Here is a 19,078-nt window from a genome sequence, read left to right on the forward strand (position 1 = left end):
CATTCCGTCGACTCAATGGCATCAACGCAACCCGATTTCGTGATCGGACCGTTAGCATGGGCCACCCCCACCCGTTGTTGATCCATGGACGCCCGGACTACCCTGCCCCTGCCTGATCCCGCGTGCGACACCGCACCGCGCGCCGAATTCCTGCGCGGCCTGCGCGCCGCCGTGCCGGTGATGATCGGCTTCATTCCTTTCGCCCTGGTGCTCGGTGCCCAGGCCGCCCAGAAGGGCCTGTCGGCGCTGGAAGTGCCGCTGATGACCGGCCTCAACTTTGCCGGTGGGTCTGAATTCGCCGCGGTCGAACTGTGGACTTCGCCGCCACACATCGCGCTGATCGTAGCGATCACCGCACTGGTCAACAGCCGCCATCTGCTGATGGGCGCCAGCTTGGCGCCGTTGCTGCAGCACCTGCCGCGCCGTCGCGTGCTGCCGGCGCTGTTCTTCATGTGTGATGAAAGCTGGGCACTGGGCGTGGCCGATGCGCGCCGTCGCGCACTGGGCTTCAGCTTGTCCTACTACCTCGGCGTGTCGGCCGGCCTGTACACCGTGTGGGTGCTGTGCACCGCGCTGGGCGCGATCGTCGGCCCACTGCTCGGTGACATCCACGCCTACGGCTTCGACATGGCCTTCCCCGCCGTGTTCCTGGTGTTGCTGCGCGGCATGTGGCAAGGCATGCGCGCCGCGCGGCCATGGCTGGTCAGCCTGGTGGTGGCAGCGGGCACCTACCTGCTGGTGCCCGGCGCCTGGTACGTCGCCAGCGGCGCGCTGGCCGGTCTGGCCGCTGCGTGGCTGCTGGCCGAGGACGCCGCATGATCTTCAACGGACTGATCCACTGGACCTCGGTGCTGACCATCATCCTGATGGCCGCCGCCACCTATCTCACCCGCATCATCGGTTTCCTCGCGCTGCGCAACCGCACCCTGAGCAAGCGCGCGGTGACGGTGATGGAAGCCGCCCCGGGCTGCGTGCTGATCTCGGTGATCGCCCCGGATTTCGTGGCCGACAAGCCGGCCGATCTGGCCGCACTGGCGATCACGTTGCTTGCGGCCACGCGGCTGTCGATGCTGCCGACGGTGCTGATCGGCGTGGTATCGGCGGGTGTGCTGCGGTATGTGATGGGGTGAGCGCCCACTAGCGCCGCCCCTCCCTGCGACAGCCGGTCGCAGCCCCCTCCGGGCACACGCTTGACCTATATCAATCCGCCCCACGCCACGGGCGCGTATCTCTATGCAGGAACCCAATACGCCGGCGTCACCGGCATCCAAAGGACCTGCGATGAGCTACACCCCCGACAACGCCCAGCTGCTCAACGCCATGCAGAACGTGATGGTGATCTCCACCACCGACCTGCAGGGCAACATCACCTATGCCAACGACCTGTTCTGCACGCTCACCGGGTTCGCGCGCGAGGAACTGATCGGCCAGCCGCACAGCATCGTCCGCCATCCTGACGTACCCAAGGCCGTCTACAAGGACATGTGGGACACCATCAAGGCCGGCAAGACCTGGACGGGCATCGTCCCCAACCTTGGCAAGGGCGGCGTGCTCTACGTGGTCGACACCACCGTGCAGCCACTGTTCGACACCGATGGCAACATCACCTCGTACATCAGCATCCGCCGCGTGGTGAACGACCTGATGCAGAACTACGACCTTGTCGAGTTCAGCAAGGAAAAGTTCGACGACTTCTACGAGGCTGCGTGAACGCCATCCCCACACGCAGGCCCATCAGCCGGCTGCTGGTGGGTTTCGCCTCCGAGTCGGGCAACGCCCGCGCCCTGGCCCAACGCCTGGGTGCGGACCCGGAACTGCAGCCGCATGGACCGCAGGTCCTGCCGTTCAATGACATCGATGTGGCCGGCCTCGGCCACGGCGATGTGCTGCTGGCCATCTCCAGCTCGTTCGGCGACGGCGAGCCACCGGCCAATGGCGAGCGCTTCTTCGAGTCGCTGCGACAGGCGCCCGCCCTGCCCGGACTGCGCTACGCGGTGTTCGGCCTGGGGGATACCGGCTACCCCAGCTTCTGCGGTTTCACCAAGGCGCTGGATGCAGCGTTGAGTGATCGTCAGGCGCAGCCACTACTGCACCGTGTCGACGCCGACCTCGGCTACGAACAGTTCTTCCAGCAGTGGCGGCCGGTGCTGGGCCAGGTACTGGACGGTGATGCGACCGCCGGCCAGGATCTGCGCCTGCAGGTGACGGCTTACGGCGAAGACAACGCGTTCGCCGCCGGCATTGTCGAACGGCGCCGACTGAATCACAGCACCCCCGCCGCCTGGCACCTGCAGCTGGACATCGCGGGCAGCGGCATGGCCTACCGGGCCGGCGACACCCTGCATCTGGTTGCAGAAAACGATCCTGCGCTGCTGCAGGCCCTGGCAAGCTGGTATGGCGATTCCAGCGCCGTCGACGCGCTGCGCGACCGCGAACTGCGCCTGCTCAGCAAGGGCGTACTGCGCGAACTGGCCAGGCTGGGGGGTAGCGACGTACTGAAAAGCCTGCTGAAGATCAGCCAGAAACGCGAACTGGACGCCTACCTGCATGGCCTGGACCTGCTGGACGTGCTGCAGGACCACGCCACCCCGCAGTCGGTTCCGCTGGCGCGGCTGCGCGAGCTGCTCTCACCCTGCCTGCCGCGCGCCTACTCGATTGCCTCGCATCCGCGCGACGACCAGCTGAGCCTGTGCGTGCGCGAAGTGCGCTACACCCTGCGTGGCCGCGAACGCTTCGGCACCGCCACTGGCAGCCTGCTGCACGGCGGCGACACGGCGCGTGTGTACTGCCGCTCCAATCCGGGCTTCCACCTGCCCGAAGGCGGCGACGCGCCCCTGCTGCTGGTCGGCACCGGTACCGGCATCGCGCCGCTGATGGGCCTGATGCAGGAACTGCAGGCCACCGGCGACGCACGGGAGGTCCATCTGGTGTTCGGCGAGAAGCATCGCGAGCACGACTTCCTGTACCGCGAGCAGCTGCAGGACTGGCAGGCGCGTGGCGTACTGGCTGGCCTGCACACAGCGTTCTCGCGCGATGCTGCGCAGAAGGTCTATGTGCAGCATGTGTTGCAGCAGCAGGCCACGCAGATGCGGGAAGTGCTGGCCCGTGGCGGCCACATCTACCTGTGTGGCAACAAGAGCCACCTGGAAGGTGCGATGCGCGAAGCCATCGACGCGATCGGCGGCGAAGGCCATTGGGATGCCCTGCGCGGTGAGGGCCGCACCCACTGCGAGCTGTATTGAACCGTCCTTCGGGTAGAGCCGGCCGCTGGCCGGCTGCTGTTGGCGCTACGACGCTGCCGGCCAGCGGCCGGCACTACCCGCGTGGATACACGGCGCGCCAGGATATGGCCCGGCACGACCGCCGCGCGTCATCCGCCGACGACGCGCCCGTCCACCACCCGCGCTACCTGCTGGCCGAACACCGCCACATCCTGCGGGTCGTGGCTGATCAGCAGCAGTGGAATACCGGTTTCATCCAGTACGGTTTCCAGCTCCTGGCGCAGGTGCTGGCGCAGGTCGTGGTCGAGCGCTGCGAACGGTTCGTCCAGCAGCAACGCCTGCGGCCGGGTCACCAGTGCACGCGCCAACGCCGTGCGCTGGCGCTGTCCGCCCGATACCTGCGACGGCAGCAGATCCGCCACGTGCTCGATGCGGAATGCCTGCAGCCACTGCTCCACTGCCTCGATACGGGTGCCGCGCGGTGGATTCAACCAGCCCCGCTGCAGTCCGAACGCCACGTTCTGGCGCACGCTCAGGTGCGGAAACAGCGCGTAGTCCTGGAACACATATCCCAGGCGACGACGCTGCGGTGGCAGATCGACCCCCGCTCCCGCATCGAACAGTGTCTGCCCGTGCAGGCGCACATGCCCATGCTCCGGGCGCAGCAGGCCGGCCACCGCTTTCAGCGTCAGGCTCTTGCCGGCACCGGAAGGCCCGAACAGCACCACCTGCCGCTGCGTGCACTGCAGTGCAACGTCCAGCTCGAACGTCTGGCCGGACGCCTGCAATCGCCGCTGCACCTGCAGGTCAAGCCACATCGCGCAGCTCCCGGCGGCGCCCACCCACCAGCCGCGCGGCCAGCAGCAGGATCACGATGCACACCACCGACGTCAGGATCACCAGCGCATTGGCCTTGCCATCCTGCCCCGCCTGCACCGCTTCATAGATGGCGATCGACAAGGTCTGCGTGCGGCCCGGAATGCTGCCGGCCACCATCAGCGTGGCGCCGAACTCGCCCATCGCCCGTGCGAACGCCAGCAGCAGGCCCGCCAGAATCCCGCGCCATGCCAGCGGCAGGGTGATGCGGAAGAACACCGCCGCTTCGGACACGCCCAGCGTGCGCGCGGCCTGCTCCAACTGACCGTCCACTTCCTCGAATGCAGCGCGAGCTGGCTTGAACACCAGCGGAAACGACGCCACCGCAGCAGCAATCACCGCCGCCTGCCAGGTAAACACCAGGTTGATGCCGAACCACGACTGCAACCAGGCGCCGATCGGGCCATTGCGCCCGATCAGCACCAGCAGGTAATAGCCCAGCACCGTCGGCGGCAGCACCATCGGCAGGGTCAGTATCGAATCCAGCAGTTCCCGACCCGGAAAGCGCCGCCGCGCCAGCAGCGCGCCAAGCGCCACGCCGGCAACAAGATTGATCGCCGTGGCCCAGCCGGCCACCTTCAACGACAATCCCAGTGCGCTCCAGTCCAGGTCCATCCGTCAGGGCTTGCCGAACCCGTGCTTGTGCAGGATCGCCTGGCCCTGCGCCGAGCGCACGAACGCCGCGAAGCGCCTGGCTTCCACCGGCTGCGTGCTGGCCTGCACCACCGCCAGCGGATAGGCGATGCGTCCGGCAACCGGAACCTGGAACGCGCGCCGCACCCGATCAGGCATTGCCTGCGCGTCGGTGGCGTAGACAAACCCCGCATCCACCTCGCCCCGCGCCACGTAATCCAGCGACTGCCGCACGTTCTGCGTACTGATCACCTTGCCCTGCACGGCCGGCCACAGCTTGGCGGCCCGCAGCGCGCCCTGCGCGTAGCGGCCCACCGGCACGCTGTCCGGGTTGCCCACTGCGATGCGCTGCACGCCGGCACCCGCCAGATCGGCCAGTGCGCGCGGCGGCGCCTTCGCCTGCGGCGGCACGACCACCCACAACGCGTTCACCGCGAAGACCCCACGCGTACCGGCCGCCAGCAGCTTCTGCTGCGCAGCCTGGTCCATCGTTGCTTCATCGGCCGAAGCGAACACATCCACCGGTGCGCCGCGCGCGATCTGCTGCAGCAGTACGCCGGAAGCGGCAAAGTTGAAGTCGACCCTGCTGCCCGGGTTCGCCTTCTCATAGGCTGCGCCCAGCTCGCGGAAGCTTTCGGTAAGGCTGGATGCCGCCGACACCGTAAGTTCGGCCGACCACGCTGGCAGCGCAGCCACCATCCCCAGCAACAACACGCCCAGCGTCTTCATATCGGCTCCTTGGCCGTGTTCAATCCGGTTCGGAATCCCTGGCCACGGCCAGCGCCGCCAGCCGCTCGGGTTGCAGCAGCAGCATCTCACGTTGGTTGACTGCAATCACACCCTCATCGCTCAGCCGCCGCAGCACCCGGCTGACCGTCTCCGGCGCCATCCGCAGATAGTTGGCGATCTCGGTGCGGGCCATGGTCAGGTTGAAGCGGGTCGCGGAGAACCCGCGCCGTGCATAGCGCTCGGACATGTCCATCAGAAAGGCGGCCATGCGCTCGTCGGTACGGTGGTTGGCCGCCAGCGTGGCGACCTTGCCGATCTCCGCACTGAGCAGGCTGAACAGCTTGGCCTGAAGACCCGGCATGCGGGTGGCCAGCAGGCTCAGCTTGGGGAACGAAATGCGGCACAGGTGCACCGTATCCAGTGCCACCGCATTGCAGGGGAAGCGCGAACCGTGAATCGCGTTGAGCCCGATTACCTCGCCCGGCAGAGCAAAACCCAGCACCTGCTCGTTGCCCTGGCTGTCGTCGACGAAGGTCTTGACCATGCCTGCGCGCACAGCGGCGATGGAATCGAAGGCCTCACCCGCACGGAAGATGTATTCCCCCGCATGGAACGGCCCCACGTGGTCGACCAGCACATGCAGTTCGCCCAGCGCCGTCTTGTCATAGCCCTGCGACATGCAAGCATCGGAGAAGGCACAAGTGCTGCAGAAATGCAGCGCGTCGCCATCATCGGCGGCGGCAGGATTCGGCGTGGCCCGGCCGGGGCGCGGCTGAGGGGACGGAATCGAAGACATCACGGCAACGCTCGAACGGAAGCCTCCATCATACGGCACGGCCCCATCGCCTTCCGTGCACTGCACGGGTCACGCCGCAGGTGACGTGCCGCGCCGGCCTGCGCCGCGCTGGCGCACGCTGTCGCGCACATCCACATCGAACTGCAGTTGCAGCGTGGTGCCGTCGTCCAGATACAGCGCAAAGGCCAGTCCATCGCGGCATGGCAGGCGCCCAGCCAGGTCCTCCACGGAAGACCGGGGCAATACCAGGCGGCAATCGGTGCCGCTGTCGAGCAGCACCGCGCTTTCGCCGCCGTGCAACGAAACGGCCGTGCCCCAACCGCCGCTGCCACCGAACCGGGTCAGGTTCTCCACCGTTTCACCGGCCAGCAGCGTGGCCAGCTCGGCCTCGTCCAGGCGCAAGCGCATTGTCTGTTCCTGCAACTGCACCTTCATGAGGCAACGTCCTCCCATTGGGTGGGCGTATTGCAGTTGACCAGGGCGCCTTCATCGGCATGGGCCAGGCGCAGGGTCTGCGCGTCCAGCCGGTGTTGCAGGGCCTGCAGGGAGCGCGGGCCGAGGGGATCGTGGATCATGGTTTCGAGGATCGTGCGGCTTTCATTGCCTACATTAAACAGCATCGGAAGCGGATGCCCCTCAAAGATCGTGCAAGCGCCGCGATGTCGCTCACGCAGCTGCTGCAACAGCTCCGGGGTCAACCGGGGTGTATCCACCGGCACCACCCAGGCAGGGCCATCGGGCATCTGCATCGCCACGCTGTACAGGCCACCCAGTGGCCCGCAGCGCGTGATCTGGTCCGGCACGCCGCCGAACGCCGGATAGCGTCCACTCACCCAGACCCGGTCTGCCCCGGCCAGCCGCAAGGTGCCGCGCATGTGCTCCAGCAGCGTGCGACCCTGCCAGGGCAGCAATGCCTTGTCCCGGCCCATCCGGCTGGACAGGCCGCCGGCCAGCACGATGCCGGCAATGGGCGTTTTCACGCGGGAAACCCGACCACGCCATGCGTGGCCGCTCCTGCCAAGCGCGAGGGGAAGGCGCCATCCAAGCATGGAGCAACCGTGCAGGTACGCCTCAGTAGAGCCACGCCATGCGTGGCTGCTTCTGCCAAGCGCGAGGGGAAGGCGCCATCCACGCATGGCGTGGATCTACTGCCGTCAGTGGTGATCATGCGCCGGTTCACCATCGGCGTGGCACAGCGTGCAGCCTTCGCTCCACTCGCTGTCGCCGTCCTCGTAATGTTCCTGCTTCCAGATCGGGCACTGGTGTTTCACCGCCTCGATCAACTGCCGGCACGCGCGGAACGCTTCATCACGGTGCGGGCTGCCCGCAGCCACCACCACCGCAACATCGCCAATGCCCAAGCGGCCCTTGGCATGCGCCACATACAGCTTCAGCTTCGGCCCGAACGTCGCTTCGATCTCCGCCGCGAAGCGCTGGATCTCGTTCAGCACCAGCGGTTCGAACAGGTCATAGGTGATGCCGGTCACCGGCCGCCCCACATTGAAGTCGCGCACCTTGCCGATGAACACATCGATGCCGCCGAATGCCGGGTCGGACACCGCCGCGATGCCTTCGGCCGGGTCGATGGCGTGCTGCGCACGGTCCACCACCTTTGCCGTCGCGTTGCTGCTCATGGCTCAGCCCCCGCTCACCGGCGGCAGGATCGCCACCTTGCCATCGGCAGGCAGCGCCTCGTGGTCACGCAGCACGCGCTGCTGGTCGGCAAAGGCCGAATAGTCCAGCAACCCGGCGCGGAAACCGGGAAAGCGCACCGGCAACAGCTCACGCAGCGCCTGGCGCAGATCGGCCACCGTGCCACCGGCCACCTCCAGCGCGATCTCGCGGCTGGCATCCAGATCGGAAAACGCACCGAACAACTGCAGATTCACCTGTTTCATCATGACTCCTGGGTTGCCAGCTGCAGCGGGTCCTGATGGCCCCAGCCCTGCACGCGCACCGGTGTGCCGGCCGCGACGAGGTCCCCCTCGCCCTCCAGCACCACCCAGGCGTTGGCCTGCAGCATGGATTTCAAACGGAACGATTCCTGCCCAGACAGCACGCGCGCGCTCAAGCGCCCCTGCGCGTCCACGTCCACCCGCGCACGCGCGTGGAAGCGCAGGCCCGGCGGCTTGCGCACATCGGCCTGCAACGGCAGCTGCAGCAGCGGCTCTGCGGCCAGGCCCAGCAGGCGACGCAGCACCGGTTCAACGAAGAAACGCTGCCCCACCGCCGCCGACACCGGATTGCCCGGCAGGCCGAAATACAGCGCTCCATCGGGCAGCACTGCAAACAGCAGTGGCTTGCCCGGGCGGATCGCCACCTTGTGGAACACGATGCGGGCGCCGCGGGCGCGCAACGCATCGGGAATGAAGTCGTAGCGGCCGGCCGACACCGCGCCGGTGCTGATCAGCACCTTCGCACCCGCAGCCAGCGCGTCGTCCAGCACCGCATCGAAGGCAGCCACGTCATCGCCCACCGTGCCCTGCCACACCACCTCGGCACCGGCGGCCTGCAGGCGGGCGATCAGGTAGGGCCGGTTGCTGTCACGGATCTGTCCGGAGTCCAGCGCCTGCGCCGCTTCGGTCACCAGCTCCTTGCCGGTGGCAATGACCGCGACCTTCGGCCGTGCCACCACCGCCACCTCGGCCACGCCGATGGCGTGCAGCAGAGTGCGTGCATTGATGTCCAAGGCCTGCCCGGCCTGCAGCACGCGCTCGCCTTCTTCCACGTCCTGTCCGCGCAGGCGCACGTTCTGGCCAGGTTTCACCCCGCTCTTCAACGCAATGCGGGTCGGGCGACCCTGCTCGCTGGCAAGGATCTCCACGTTCTCGATCGGCACCACCGTATCCAGCCCAACCGGCATGCGCGCGCCAGTCATGATTTCCCATGCACCGTCGCCGCCCTCGGCACCGGCGTCGCCCGCCGCCTGCCAGCCCTGCACCACAAATTCGGTATCGCTTTCCAGCGGGGCGCCATCGGCGAACAGCGCGAAGCCGTCCATCGCCGAGTTGTCGAACGGCGGCAACGACTGCCCGCTGATGATGTCCGTGGCCAGGATGCGACCCGCAGCCTCATGCAATGCCAGCCGCTCGGCCGGCAGCGGCGTGGCCGCCTCCATCAGGTGCTGCAGCGCTTCGCTGTAGGCAATCATGCGTGGCCACCGCCATCGACCATCGCCACCGCGTGGCCCAGCACCGGCGCCAGAATGTCCAGACACTGCGCGGCCGCACGCGGGCTGCCCGGCAGCGCAAACACCAGCATGTCATCCAGCTGCACCACCTCGGCCCGGCTCAGCCAGGCCATCGGCGTGTGCTGCGCACTCAACGCGCGCACCATCTGCGCCAAGCCGTGCACCGGTCGCGCATTCAACGAACGCAGCGCCTCCGGGGTCAGGTCACGCGGGCCAAGCCCGGTGCCGCCGGTACACAGGCACAGGCGTACGCCCTCGCCCGCCAGCGCACGCAGCCGGCCCGCCAGCGGCTCGATGCCATCGGGCAATACCTCGGCAGTCACCACCTCGCCACCGAGCGTCTGCAGCCCGCTCACCAGCTTCGGCCCGGACTCATCGGCATAGCCACCCTCGCTGGCGCGATCGCTCAGGGTGATCACCGCGCAGGCCGCACCGTTCAGGCCCTTTGGCGGGCGCGGCCTGAAGCGCGCGCGCTCCCCCTCGTCCATGCCGTCGGGATGCAGCCACAGGCCGCGCTTGCCGCCCTCCTTGAACAACAGGCGGACGCCCTCGATGCGCAGCGCCGGCTCCACCGGCTTGCTCAGGTCGTACAGGGTCAGCAGTGCCGCGTTGACGCCGGCAAGCGCCTCCATCTCCACACCGGTGCGGGCCTCGCTGGCGCACTCGCACCACACACGTATCGCCTGCCGCTCCGGCACCGGCGCGCAGTACACCTGCACCAGTTCCAGCGGCAGCGGGTGGCACAGCGGCATCAGCATCGAGGCCATCTTGGCGCCCTGCAGCCCGGCAATCTCGGCCATCACCAGCGCATCGCCCTTGGGCAACCGGCGCTCGACAATCAGTGGGTAGGCCACCGGGCCGGCATGCAGCTCGCCCACCGCCACCGCGCGGCGGCGGGTAATACGCTTGTCGCGCACATCGGCCATGTGGAAGGCCGCCTTCAGATCACCCGGCATCGTGTTCCTCATCCTCCAATCGAAGCCAGGTGCGGAATCAATCCGGTCTGGCCCTGGTGCAATCCGTGCCCGGCCGCTTTCAGGCCAAGCTGTGTGGTGATGCGTGCCAGCAGCGCGTCCTGGTCGTCGTCGCTCTGCAGCAGCGGGCGCAGCGGCACGCCGAATTCGCCGAACAGGCACAGCCGCAGGTCGCCCTTGGCGGTCACCCGCAGGCGGTTGCAGCCCTTGCAGAAGTCACGCGAGTACGGGGCGATGATGCCCACCGTGCCGCGATGCTGCGGGTGGCTGAACTCGCGCGCGGGGCCGGCGTCGTCCGCGCGCGGGCGCTCGTGCCAGCCAGCGGCCAGCAGCTGCTCGATCACCACATCGGCACGCAGATGGTGGCGCTGGAAATAGGCTTCGTTGTCGCCGGTACGCATCAGTTCGATGAAGCGCACGCTGAAAGGACGGTCGCGCAGGAAGTCCATCCACTGCGGCAGCTCGTCGTCGTTCAGGCCGCGCAGCAGCACCGCGTTGAGCTTGATGGCCGGCAGGCCAAGTGCCTGCGCCATCTCCAGCCCCTGCTGGATGTCCGGCAGGCGGTCGTGGCCGGTGATGGTCCTGAAGCGCTCGCGCTGCAGGCTGTCCATGCTCACGTTCAGCGCGGTCAGGCCGGCGCGGTGCCAGCCCGGCAGGCGACGCGGCAGCAGCGTGCCGTTGGTAGTGATGGCCACCTTGCGGATGCCCGGCACGGCCGCCACCGTGGCGATGATCTCGTCCAGGTCCTTGCGCAGGCTGGGCTCGCCACCGGTAAGGCGGATCTTGCTCATCCCCAGCATGGCAAACGCGCGCACGAGGCGCGCGATCTCGTCCACCGCCAGGAAGCGCGGGCGGCCGTCGGCCTGATAGCCATCGGGCAGGCAGTAGCTGCAACGGAAGTTGCAGGCCTCGGTCAATGACAGACGCAGATACGGGAAGCGGCGTCCGAACCCGTCGGTGAGTTGGCTCATGGCTGTTTCACTCCTGAGCCCACCATGCCGCTGGGCGCCTGAACAGGTTGTCGACCCGAGCCCTCAGAGTGCGCCGGGGCGCTGAAAGCGTCAACCCGGCGCTCGACTGCGGTGGCGCTGGGGGGTACGGCCTTCAACCCTGTCGTTTTCGAACCGGCCGCTACGTCCCGCTTCTTCACCCAACCACGACACCTGTCGCAGATTACCTGGTCGCGGTGGGTCATCGCGGCAGCCAGCAGTGCCGGTACTTAACAGCGTGGTTCAATGCCGAAAGCGTCTCCAATCGTGAGCTATTTGCAACTCTTCTGATTGGCATTGCACAGCGACGCGGGCTCAGATGGCGTGCCACCGAAAACGGGTGGCCGGGTTTCGAATCCCGTGTTGGCGTTGAGTGATTGCGCTTGCCAGCCGGCGTCCACATTCCGTGGCGCCGGCTGGCAATCCGTCTGCCGGCTATGGCGGGCGGTGCGTGGGGGCGTTCGCGCCCACCGGCTTGACGTCAACCCGGATTCGAACCACGTACCGCCCGCCACCTCTGTGTGGCGGCTACCGATTGCCTTGCACGGAGCCTCGCCATGAACGGATCTGACCTTCCCCACCTGCACGCCTACAGTGACCCGGCCAACGCCGATGACCTGGCAGAGGCTGTGCCCCGTGCGGATGCGAACACCCTGAGTGCCAACCTGAGACGCATCGGCAAAGGCGCCGCCGCCGACGGGCAGCCCTGGCCAGAGCGACACCAGTTGCCCGGGCGCTGCATGGCGCTGGCCGATGCCGATTGCGCATTGGCCGGCTTGCGGGTGGTGCAGGAGGTGCTGCTGGCAGCGGAGCGGACCCGGCAGAACGGCGAGCCCGAGGACTACGTGGGCGACCAGGTGATGGAGGGGCTGATGCTGGCGTGCCTGGCGTTGAGTGCGCAGGCTGTGGGGCGATTGCAGGTGGAACGGTAAACGCGAACCGTTTGGAATGCACCCTGCGCCTCCAGGCTCACCAGCGAACGGGAAAAAACCCGTCGATACCACACGCCCCCTTTGTCTCCCGCATTCCTCCGTCTCAACAATGGCATTGCCCCACGCTCACTCGCCTGTTGCTCTCTTTCCGGATAGAGCAACCAGAAAGATCAGAACAAGGGCGATGCATACCGCCAGGTTGAACAAGAGGATGGGCCGTATGGCGAGGTAGAGCTCACCGACTCCCAGAGAAAAAGACCCATGATTTGCCTGCGAACCCAGCGCTCTGGCAATGATCTGAATCCACACAAGTGCAGCTATCTGAACAACAACGATTCCGATCGAGGAGAACAGCCGTCTGGTAGGAGTTCTGCCGACCATTGCGAAATACGTAAGTACCGAGAGAACTGCGTAGAAAGTAACCAGCGTCCAGATCATTGTCCTATCCCCCGCAGCCGCAGCCCGTAGGCCGGTTCCCCAACATCTCATGCATCGCTCTGATTGCACCGGCGTCGATATCGGCTGTGCTATCCATATCCCAGTTGTATGGTCGCCCCTGAAACACGTCTTCGATGTCATACACCATACCCGCGAGACTCGTCACCCCCCAGCCAACTGGGCCCCAAAGGTAGGCGGCACCATATCCCGCAACGTAGTTTCCGAAGCTCTCTGCACTCAACCTATTTCCGTCCACCAAAAAGGTATCTCGATCCTTTCCGATTCGACCATCATTCTTTGCCCTATAGTCAAGAATGGTGGTGCTATTCAAAAAAACCATCGTGACTCCAAGTGGATTGAGGGCGCTGCGCCTTGCGTACGTCAGTTCCTCGTTTGTCTCACATGCTGAATAGTCTTTCAGTCCAAGCGGATCCGTCCGGCCTGCAGGCATAGCAGATGAATAGAGATAGCTGTTGATCCCGCCACTCAGACCAATCGGATCACTCTGCGAATACCGCCCCACTGCGGGGTCATACTCGCGCTGGTAGTTATAGAACAGCCCACTCGCATCCGTCGACTGCTGGCCGGGGAAGCGCAGCGCCAAGTCGAACGCCACGCCATCGCCATCCGGATCAGCAGTAGGAATCTGATCACCGAACACTTCGCTCTTGTTGCTCCACTCCCAGATCGCAACATCGTGCACGGGGTCGATCACCACGCGCGGCGTGCCTAAATGGTCCGGTTGGGGTCCAGCTGGTCCGCACCGAGCGGGGCTGGAAGATCTTTTCGGTGATCTATTCGATACGTGACAAACGCAGTCCCGCGGAGAGCTGATACTTCCTTTCAGCCAATCAACGTCAGCCAGTCAACGTCAATCGCCGCGAGCAGCAGAATCCTGATTCCGCAACCGCGCCGCAAAATACCGCGTAGGCGATTGCCCCAGCGCTTTCTTGAACATCGTGATGAACGCCGTCACCGATTCATAGCCCAGGGTTTCAGAAACCCGCTGCACCGCCGCGCCGCCGGCAAGCTCGCGAATCGCAACCAGCAGATGCAGCTGCTGCCGCCAGCGCCCGAACGACAGACCGGTTTCCCGATCAATCAGCCGCGTCAACGTGCGCTCACCCAACGCCAGGCGTTTGGCCCACTCGCTGATGGTGCTGCGGTCGGCCGGATTGACCGACAGCGCCGCAGCCAGCGCACGGATCTTGGGGTGGTCGCTCACAGGCAGGTACAACCGCTCGGCCGGCATCTGCACCAGTTCGTCCAGCAGCACTCGCGCCAGGCGATCGGTGTGCCCGCCGCGCGGGTAGTCCTGCGGTGCATCGGCCAGGTGCAGGATCATCTCGCGCACCATCGGCGAGATCGACAGCGTCACGCAGTGCAGTGGCAGGTCGACAACGCCTGGCTCGACGAACAGATAGCACAGGCGGGCGTTGGCGGTGGCCCGGTTGCTGTGCGGCATGCTGCCCGGAATCCACACGCCGCACTGTGGCGGCACGATCCACAACGCATTGGCCACCTCGCAGGTCACCGCGCCATGAAGTGCCAGGATCAGCTGTCCCTTGCGGTGGTCATGCACTGGAATCTCGGCATCGTGGTCGGCCACCTGCAGGCGGCTGGCCACTGCCGGCCGATCCGTCGCGTCCGGGTCCAGATCAAAGCCAGGCAGTGAAATGCGAGTCATTCTCGATGACCGGATTCAGCGATAGACTGACATTCTAGCGAAATTCGGCGGCGGGGCTCGCTGAATACGATGGCGCCATGCACATCCCCGCCCCTACCCGCCCTTGGCGTTCGCGCCCCATCGCGCTGTTGACGTCGCCCGCATTGAAGGTCGACCGCGAAGCGGTGCTGTTCTCGCTCAAATGCCTGCTCGCCGTGATCCTCGGGCTGTATGTCTCGCTGCGCATCGGCCTGACCCGCCCGTTCTGGGTGATCGGCACTGTGTACCTGGTGTCGCAGCCGATGTCCGGCGCGACACTCAGCCGTGGCCTGTTCCGGCTGCTGGGAACGATCGGCGGTGCGGTTGCTACGGTGCTGCTGGTGCCGCGGTTCGCGAACGCGCCGATGGTGTTGAGCGTGGTACTGGCCGCCTGGATGGGCCTGTGCCTGTATTTGGCCATGCTCGACCGCACACCGCGTGCGTACGCCTTCCTGCTGGCCGGGTATACCACCAGCCTGATTGGTTTCCCGGCGGTGATGGTGCCCGATGACGTCTTCACCATCGCCATCACCCGCGTGCAGGAAATCTCCATCGGCATTCTTGCGGCGACGCTGGTCCATGGCCTGCTGTGGCCACGCCGGGTCTCGCCGCGTGTGCACGCGCGCTTGGCATCGATCCTCGCCGATGCGGAGCGCTGGACGCGGGACATGCGCGCTGGCGCAAACGAAACGGTACTGGCTGCGGATCGCTCCAAGGTAGCCGCAGATCTCCTCGACCTGCACACGCTGTCCATCCACCTGCCGTTCGACAGTGTGCACGGCGTCGCCCAGGTGCAGATCCTGCGCGCACTGCATGACCGGATGCTCGATGTGCTGATGCTGTCCAGCGCCGTGGACGAATCAATGGCCCAGCTGCGCGCGCAGCCCGCTGGCACGGCGCACACAGCATGGCCGGACCTGCTGCGTGCAGATCTCTGCGCACGTCAGGCCGAACTCGACGCTGCGCATCACGACTGCCGGCTGCTGGAAGAGCAGCTGCACGCTGCCCGCCCGGACTGGCGCCGGCATGTGCCCGCGCACCTTGCCAGGAAGGCGAGCGGTCATGTGCTGCATCGTGACCACCGGATCGCCCTGCGCAGCGCCTTGGGTGCCTTCGTTGGCATCGTACTGGCCTGCGCGCTGTGGATCATTACCGCGTGGTCCGATGGTGCAACCGCCGTCTCCATCATCGGCACGGCCTGCGTGTTGTTCGGGACCACCGAGGCACCTGCCGGGCATGTCATGCGCTATCTGATCGGGTCGACCATCGGCGTGGTCATCGGGCTGTTCTACGCGCTGGTGATCTTTCCGGGCCTGTCCGATTTCGTCGGCCTGGCCATGGCACTGGCGCCGGCACTGCTGGTGTGTGGCTCGTTCCTCGCCCGCCCGCCGTTCATCATGGCCGCATTGGGGGTAGTGCTCACCTTCCCCCTCATCGCCGGGTTGGGTGCCACCAATGCCACCCACGTCGCGGGCGCGCTCAACAGCAGCGTCGCGCTGTTCGTGGGCACGGCGGCGGCGCTGTGCAGCATGTCGCTGTTGCAGACGCTGGACAGCAATCGCAGCCGCGCGCGCCTGCAGGATGTGATCCGGCGGGACATCGCACGCCGCGCCGCCGGGCAGGTACGAAATGCCAGCGACTGGACAAGCCGCATGGTGGATCGGCTTGCGCTGCTTGCCCCTCGCCTGCGCGGCCATCCGGCTGCAGCCCCCACGTTGCGGACGCTGTTTGCGGACATGCGCGCGGCCAGTGCCGTGGCCGAACTTCGTGTGATCGGCAGGACGCTCATGGACCAGAGCAGCCGTGATTGTCATGCGCTGCTGATGCACAGGGCCACTGCCCACTTCCGCACACCCGCTCCTCGCCCGGCAAGCCCGCCGCTACTGGAATCGCTCGAACGCACACGCGAGGTCATCCTCGCTGGCAGCGCGACCGGAACCGAGCATGTTCTTGCACTGCTTTCCGGCCTGCGCCGCGACCTGCTCGCTCATGAGGACTGAGTCGATGTTCTCCGATATCTCCATTGACGGCGTCTTCGTTCCCGGCCTGCTGGCGGTGGCACTCATCGCGCTGGCGCTGTCGATGATGGCCTCGCGGCTGCTGGCAAGCCTCGGCCTGTACCGGCTGTTCGCCTATCGCCCGCTGGTGGGCCTTTCGCTGTTCGTGATCCTGGCGGAGCTGCTGATCCAGCTCGCGCCCCTGCTTGAGAAACTGAAATGAAGCACCTGTTGAGTGTCATTGGCCGCTGGAGCGCAACGCTCTGCCTGTTCGTCGTTGCCGTGATCGCGGCGCTGTCCCTGTGGAACCGCTACGAAGCGCAGCCGTGGACGCGCGACGGCCGCGTGCGCGCCGATGTGATCCGCGTGGCGTCGGACATGGGCGGGCTGGTCACCCAGGTGCTGGTGCAGGACAACCAGCGGGTGAAAGCCGGGCAGCTGTTGCTGGTGCTGGACCAGCCGCGCTACGCCGCCGCGCTGGACAAGGCCGATGCCGCGGTGAACAGCGCGCAGGCCACGCTTGCCCTTGCCCGCCGTGAATCGAAGCGGGACATCGCGCTGGGCAACCTGGTGGCTTCGGAAACGCGGGAACGCAATGCCGCCAAGGTCGATACCGAAGTGGCCGGCCTTGCACAGGCCCGAGCGGAGCGGCGGGTGGCGCTGCTGAACGTGCAGCGCACCGAAGTGCGCGCCAGCGCCGATGGCATCGTCACCAACCTGGACCTGCACCCGGGCGACTTCCTGCAGCCGGGTGCCCAGGCGCTGGCACTGATCGACAGCGCCAGCCTCCGGGTCGAAGGCTATTTCGAAGAAACCAAGCTCAACTGCATCAACGAAGGCGATGCCGCTGTCGCCCGCCTGATGGGCGATGACCGCGACGTGCATGGGCACGTGGAGAGCATCGCCGCCGGCATTGCCGACGATCAGCGCGCGAGCACCCACAACCTGCTGCCATCGGTTGCGTCAACCTATACCTGGGTGCGGCTGGCGCAGCGGATACCGGTGCGCATCCACTTGGACGACGTAGCACCGGATACGCGCCTGATCGTCGGCAGGACCGCCAGCGTGACCATCACGCCGCGCGCGCAGGGAGCCTGCAAGTGATCGGCACCGCATCACGCGTGGGCGTGCTCGCCTGTGCGCTGTCGCTGGTCGGCTGCGTGTCCGGCCCGGACTACACGCTGCCGGCCAACGCGGTTGCCGCCGCGCCGGCAGCCCGCCGCGCATTCGTATCGAGCCACCAGGCGGCCTACGCACAGGCCGAGCTGCCGGATCGCTGGTGGCAGCTGTACGACGATCCACGACTCGATGCTTACGTCAGCGAAGCACTGCGAGCCAACACCGATCTACGCGCGGCCGATGCCAACCTGCGCCGCGCCACGGCGATGGTGCTGCAGTACCGGGCCGAGGGCTCGGTAAGCACCGACGCAGATGCATCGGCCACGCTGGCCCATGCCGGGGGATATACCTCGCCCACCTCACCACCGCAGGTGTATGCGCTCGGCATCCACCTGGCCTACCCACTGGATCTGGCAGGTGGCATCCGCCGCGGTATCGAAGCTGCCAGCGCCGATGCAGAGGCTGTCGCTGCAGCACGTGACCAGGTGCGGGTGGTGGTCGCCGCCGCTGTCACCCGCGCTTATGTCGGCATCTGTTCGACCAACCTCACCCTGGCGGCGACGCAGCGGGTGCTCGCTACGCAGCGCGCTACGTTGGACGCCACCACCCGCTTGGCGGCCGGCGGACGCGGAACCGAGTTCGACGTCAGCCGGGCACGCGCGGCGGTCAACCGCAGTGCGGCGGCGGCGCCGCGTCTTGTTGCCGAACGGCAGGCGGCCCTGTTCGCGCTGGCGGCGCTGATGGGACGCGTACCAGCCGACTATCCGCAGGACGTCGCCAACTGCCAACAACCGCCGCGCCTGCAGCAACCGGTTCCGGTCGGCGATGGTGGCCAGTTGATCCAGCGCCGCCCAGATGTCCGCGCGGCCGAGCGCAGCCTGGCGGCCGCCACCGCGATGATCGGCGTGGAAACGGCAGCCCTGTACCCACAGGTGAGCATCGGCGCGTCCGCCGGCACGGCAGGTTCATTCAAGCAGCTGCTGAGCAGCGACAGCGTCGGCGCGTCCTTCGGACCGCTGCTGTCGTGGCGCTGGCCGAACCGCCGCGCAACCCGGGCGCGGATCGATGCGGCCGGCGCCAACGCCGATGCCACGCTGGCATCGTTCGATGGCGTGGTGCTGGACGCGCTGCGGCAGACCGAAACTGCGCTGTCGGCCTACGCGCAGGAGATCGATCGCGAGCACAGCCTTGCCCTCGCCCGCGACGACGCGGCACATGCGAGCGACCAGGCCGGGCAGTTGTACCGGTTCGGCAGGATCGACTTCATCGACGTGCTGTCTGCCGAGGCTGCGCTGGCCGATGCAGAGTCTGCCCTGGCAGCATCGCGCGCGCAGCTGGGGGACCGTCAGGTGGATCTGTTCCTGGCGCTGGGTGGGGGCTGGGCGGGACCGGCTGCCACCCCGGAATCGACCACGCTGGTCGCGCCATAGAACACTGCCGCATTTCCATTGCCTGCGGTAGAGTGGCGCGGACCTGGCG

At 66.8% G+C, this 19,078-nt stretch carries 22 protein-coding genes and 2 pseudogenes; 10 read left to right on the plus strand and 14 right to left on the minus strand.

Annotated elements, in window-relative coordinates; genetic code table 11:
- The first annotated feature begins 84 nt into the window (after positions 1-84).
- The 4 genes from AC3WTC_RS01490 (at position 85) to AC3WTC_RS01505 (ending at position 3,242) form a co-directional block, all read left to right on the plus strand.
- Positions 85-819 carry an AzlC family ABC transporter permease gene (locus AC3WTC_RS01490; protein ID WP_033831262.1) on the plus strand — a complete coding sequence of 245 codons (735 nt, stop codon included), beginning with the start codon at positions 85-87 and terminating at the stop codon, positions 817-819.
- Positions 816-1,130 carry an AzlD family protein gene (locus AC3WTC_RS01495; RefSeq protein ID WP_033831264.1) on the plus strand — a complete coding sequence of 105 codons (315 nt, stop codon included), beginning with the start codon at positions 816-818 and terminating at the stop codon, positions 1,128-1,130. Before AC3WTC_RS01490 ends, AC3WTC_RS01495 begins: the two co-directional genes overlap by 4 nt.
- 151 nt (positions 1,131-1,281) lie before the next feature.
- Complete coding sequence (locus AC3WTC_RS01500) at positions 1,282-1,710, plus strand: PAS domain-containing protein (RefSeq protein WP_336028901.1); 429 nt, start codon at positions 1,282-1,284, stop codon at positions 1,708-1,710.
- Positions 1,707-3,242, plus strand: coding sequence for a diflavin oxidoreductase (locus tag AC3WTC_RS01505; protein WP_492710202.1), 1,536 nt, complete (start codon positions 1,707-1,709; stop codon positions 3,240-3,242). The genes AC3WTC_RS01500 and AC3WTC_RS01505 overlap by 4 nt, the downstream gene beginning before the upstream one ends.
- 128 nt (positions 3,243-3,370) lie before the next feature.
- Here AC3WTC_RS01505 and AC3WTC_RS01510 read toward each other — a convergent pair whose 3' ends face one another.
- The 11 genes from AC3WTC_RS01510 to moaA all read right to left on the minus strand — a co-directional run bounded on the left by AC3WTC_RS01510 (position 3,371) and on the right by moaA (position 11,390).
- Positions 3,371-4,039: a sulfate/molybdate ABC transporter ATP-binding protein gene (locus AC3WTC_RS01510; protein ID WP_154880598.1), complete on the minus strand. Its 669-nt coding sequence runs from the start codon at positions 4,037-4,039 to the stop codon at positions 3,371-3,373.
- Positions 4,029-4,712, minus strand: coding sequence for a molybdate ABC transporter permease subunit (gene modB, locus AC3WTC_RS01515; RefSeq protein ID WP_025874355.1), 684 nt, complete (start codon positions 4,710-4,712; stop codon positions 4,029-4,031). Before modB ends, AC3WTC_RS01510 begins: the two co-directional genes overlap by 11 nt.
- A 3-nt stretch (positions 4,713-4,715) precedes the next feature.
- Positions 4,716-5,459: a molybdate ABC transporter substrate-binding protein gene (gene modA / locus AC3WTC_RS01520; RefSeq protein ID WP_492710205.1), complete on the minus strand. Its 744-nt coding sequence runs from the start codon at positions 5,457-5,459 to the stop codon at positions 4,716-4,718.
- 19 nt (positions 5,460-5,478) lie between these two features.
- Complete coding sequence (locus AC3WTC_RS01525; RefSeq protein ID WP_492710207.1) at positions 5,479-6,255, minus strand: helix-turn-helix domain-containing protein; 777 nt, start codon at positions 6,253-6,255, stop codon at positions 5,479-5,481.
- A gap of 69 nt (positions 6,256-6,324) precedes the next feature.
- A complete protein-coding gene (locus AC3WTC_RS01530) occupies positions 6,325-6,690 on the minus strand; it encodes a hypothetical protein (protein ID WP_032974542.1) in 366 nt (121 codons plus the stop codon).
- Positions 6,687-7,235: a molybdenum cofactor guanylyltransferase gene (gene mobA / locus AC3WTC_RS01535; protein ID WP_492710209.1), complete on the minus strand. Its 549-nt coding sequence runs from the start codon at positions 7,233-7,235 to the stop codon at positions 6,687-6,689. The genes AC3WTC_RS01530 and mobA overlap by 4 nt, the downstream gene beginning before the upstream one ends.
- A gap of 174 nt (positions 7,236-7,409) precedes the next feature.
- Positions 7,410-7,889: a molybdenum cofactor biosynthesis protein MoaE gene (locus tag AC3WTC_RS01540; RefSeq protein WP_492710211.1), complete on the minus strand. Its 480-nt coding sequence runs from the start codon at positions 7,887-7,889 to the stop codon at positions 7,410-7,412.
- A gap of 3 nt (positions 7,890-7,892) precedes the next feature.
- The gene (locus tag AC3WTC_RS01545; protein ID WP_049463966.1) at positions 7,893-8,153 is read right to left on the minus strand and encodes a MoaD/ThiS family protein; all 261 of its coding nucleotides are present in this window, start codon (positions 8,151-8,153) and stop codon (positions 7,893-7,895) included.
- Complete coding sequence (locus AC3WTC_RS01550) at positions 8,153-9,406, minus strand: molybdopterin molybdotransferase MoeA (RefSeq protein WP_492710214.1); 1,254 nt, start codon at positions 9,404-9,406, stop codon at positions 8,153-8,155. Before AC3WTC_RS01550 ends, AC3WTC_RS01545 begins: the two co-directional genes overlap by 1 nt.
- On the minus strand, positions 9,403-10,401 hold the full coding sequence (moaCB, locus tag AC3WTC_RS01555; RefSeq protein WP_492710252.1) for a bifunctional molybdenum cofactor biosynthesis protein MoaC/MoaB: 999 nt from the start codon (positions 10,399-10,401) through the stop codon (positions 9,403-9,405). Before moaCB ends, AC3WTC_RS01550 begins: the two co-directional genes overlap by 4 nt.
- A gap of 8 nt (positions 10,402-10,409) precedes the next feature.
- On the minus strand, positions 10,410-11,390 hold the full coding sequence (moaA, locus tag AC3WTC_RS01560; RefSeq protein WP_445513639.1) for a GTP 3',8-cyclase MoaA: 981 nt from the start codon (positions 11,388-11,390) through the stop codon (positions 10,410-10,412).
- Positions 11,391-11,965: 575 nt separating this feature from the next.
- Between moaA and AC3WTC_RS01565 the strand changes: the two genes are divergently transcribed.
- The gene (locus AC3WTC_RS01565) at positions 11,966-12,340 is read left to right on the plus strand and encodes a hypothetical protein (RefSeq protein WP_492710216.1); all 375 of its coding nucleotides are present in this window, start codon (positions 11,966-11,968) and stop codon (positions 12,338-12,340) included.
- A 126-nt stretch (positions 12,341-12,466) separates the two neighbouring features.
- Here AC3WTC_RS01565 and AC3WTC_RS01570 read toward each other — a convergent pair whose 3' ends face one another.
- Both AC3WTC_RS01570 and AC3WTC_RS01575 read right to left on the minus strand, forming a co-directional pair.
- Positions 12,467-12,778 carry a hypothetical protein gene (locus AC3WTC_RS01570; RefSeq protein ID WP_312400464.1) on the minus strand — a complete coding sequence of 104 codons (312 nt, stop codon included), beginning with the start codon at positions 12,776-12,778 and terminating at the stop codon, positions 12,467-12,469.
- Positions 12,779-13,190: 412 nt separating this feature from the next.
- Positions 13,191-13,523 (minus strand): annotated as a pseudogene (locus AC3WTC_RS01575) (RHS repeat-associated core domain-containing protein); the annotation flags it as partial.
- A 5-nt stretch (positions 13,524-13,528) separates the two neighbouring features.
- Here AC3WTC_RS01575 and AC3WTC_RS01580 point away from each other — a divergent pair.
- Positions 13,529-13,612 (plus strand): annotated as a pseudogene (locus tag AC3WTC_RS01580) (nuclear transport factor 2 family protein); the annotation flags it as partial.
- 37 nt (positions 13,613-13,649) lie between these two features.
- Here AC3WTC_RS01580 and AC3WTC_RS01585 read toward each other — a convergent pair.
- Entirely contained in the window at positions 13,650-14,465 is an 816-nt protein-coding gene (locus tag AC3WTC_RS01585; protein WP_394195516.1) for an AraC family transcriptional regulator, read from the minus strand.
- A gap of 77 nt (positions 14,466-14,542) precedes the next feature.
- Between AC3WTC_RS01585 and AC3WTC_RS01590 the strand changes: the two genes are divergently transcribed.
- From AC3WTC_RS01590 to AC3WTC_RS01605, 4 genes are read left to right on the plus strand one after another with little or no spacing between them, the layout of a single operon-like run.
- Positions 14,543-16,483, plus strand: a complete 1,941-nt coding sequence (locus AC3WTC_RS01590; protein ID WP_492710219.1) for an FUSC family protein — start codon at positions 14,543-14,545, stop codon at positions 16,481-16,483.
- Between the two features lie 4 nt (positions 16,484-16,487).
- Positions 16,488-16,703, plus strand: a complete 216-nt coding sequence (locus AC3WTC_RS01595; protein WP_025874327.1) for a DUF1656 domain-containing protein — start codon at positions 16,488-16,490, stop codon at positions 16,701-16,703.
- Positions 16,700-17,584: an HlyD family secretion protein gene (locus AC3WTC_RS01600; protein WP_492710221.1), complete on the plus strand. Its 885-nt coding sequence runs from the start codon at positions 16,700-16,702 to the stop codon at positions 17,582-17,584. Before AC3WTC_RS01595 ends, AC3WTC_RS01600 begins: the two co-directional genes overlap by 4 nt.
- Positions 17,581-19,029, plus strand: a complete 1,449-nt coding sequence (locus AC3WTC_RS01605) for an efflux transporter outer membrane subunit (RefSeq protein WP_492710223.1) — start codon at positions 17,581-17,583, stop codon at positions 19,027-19,029. Before AC3WTC_RS01600 ends, AC3WTC_RS01605 begins: the two co-directional genes overlap by 4 nt.
- The last annotated feature ends 49 nt before the right edge of the window (positions 19,030-19,078 follow it).

Source organism: Stenotrophomonas sp. FW305-C-20-S1, from assembly GCF_058783335.1.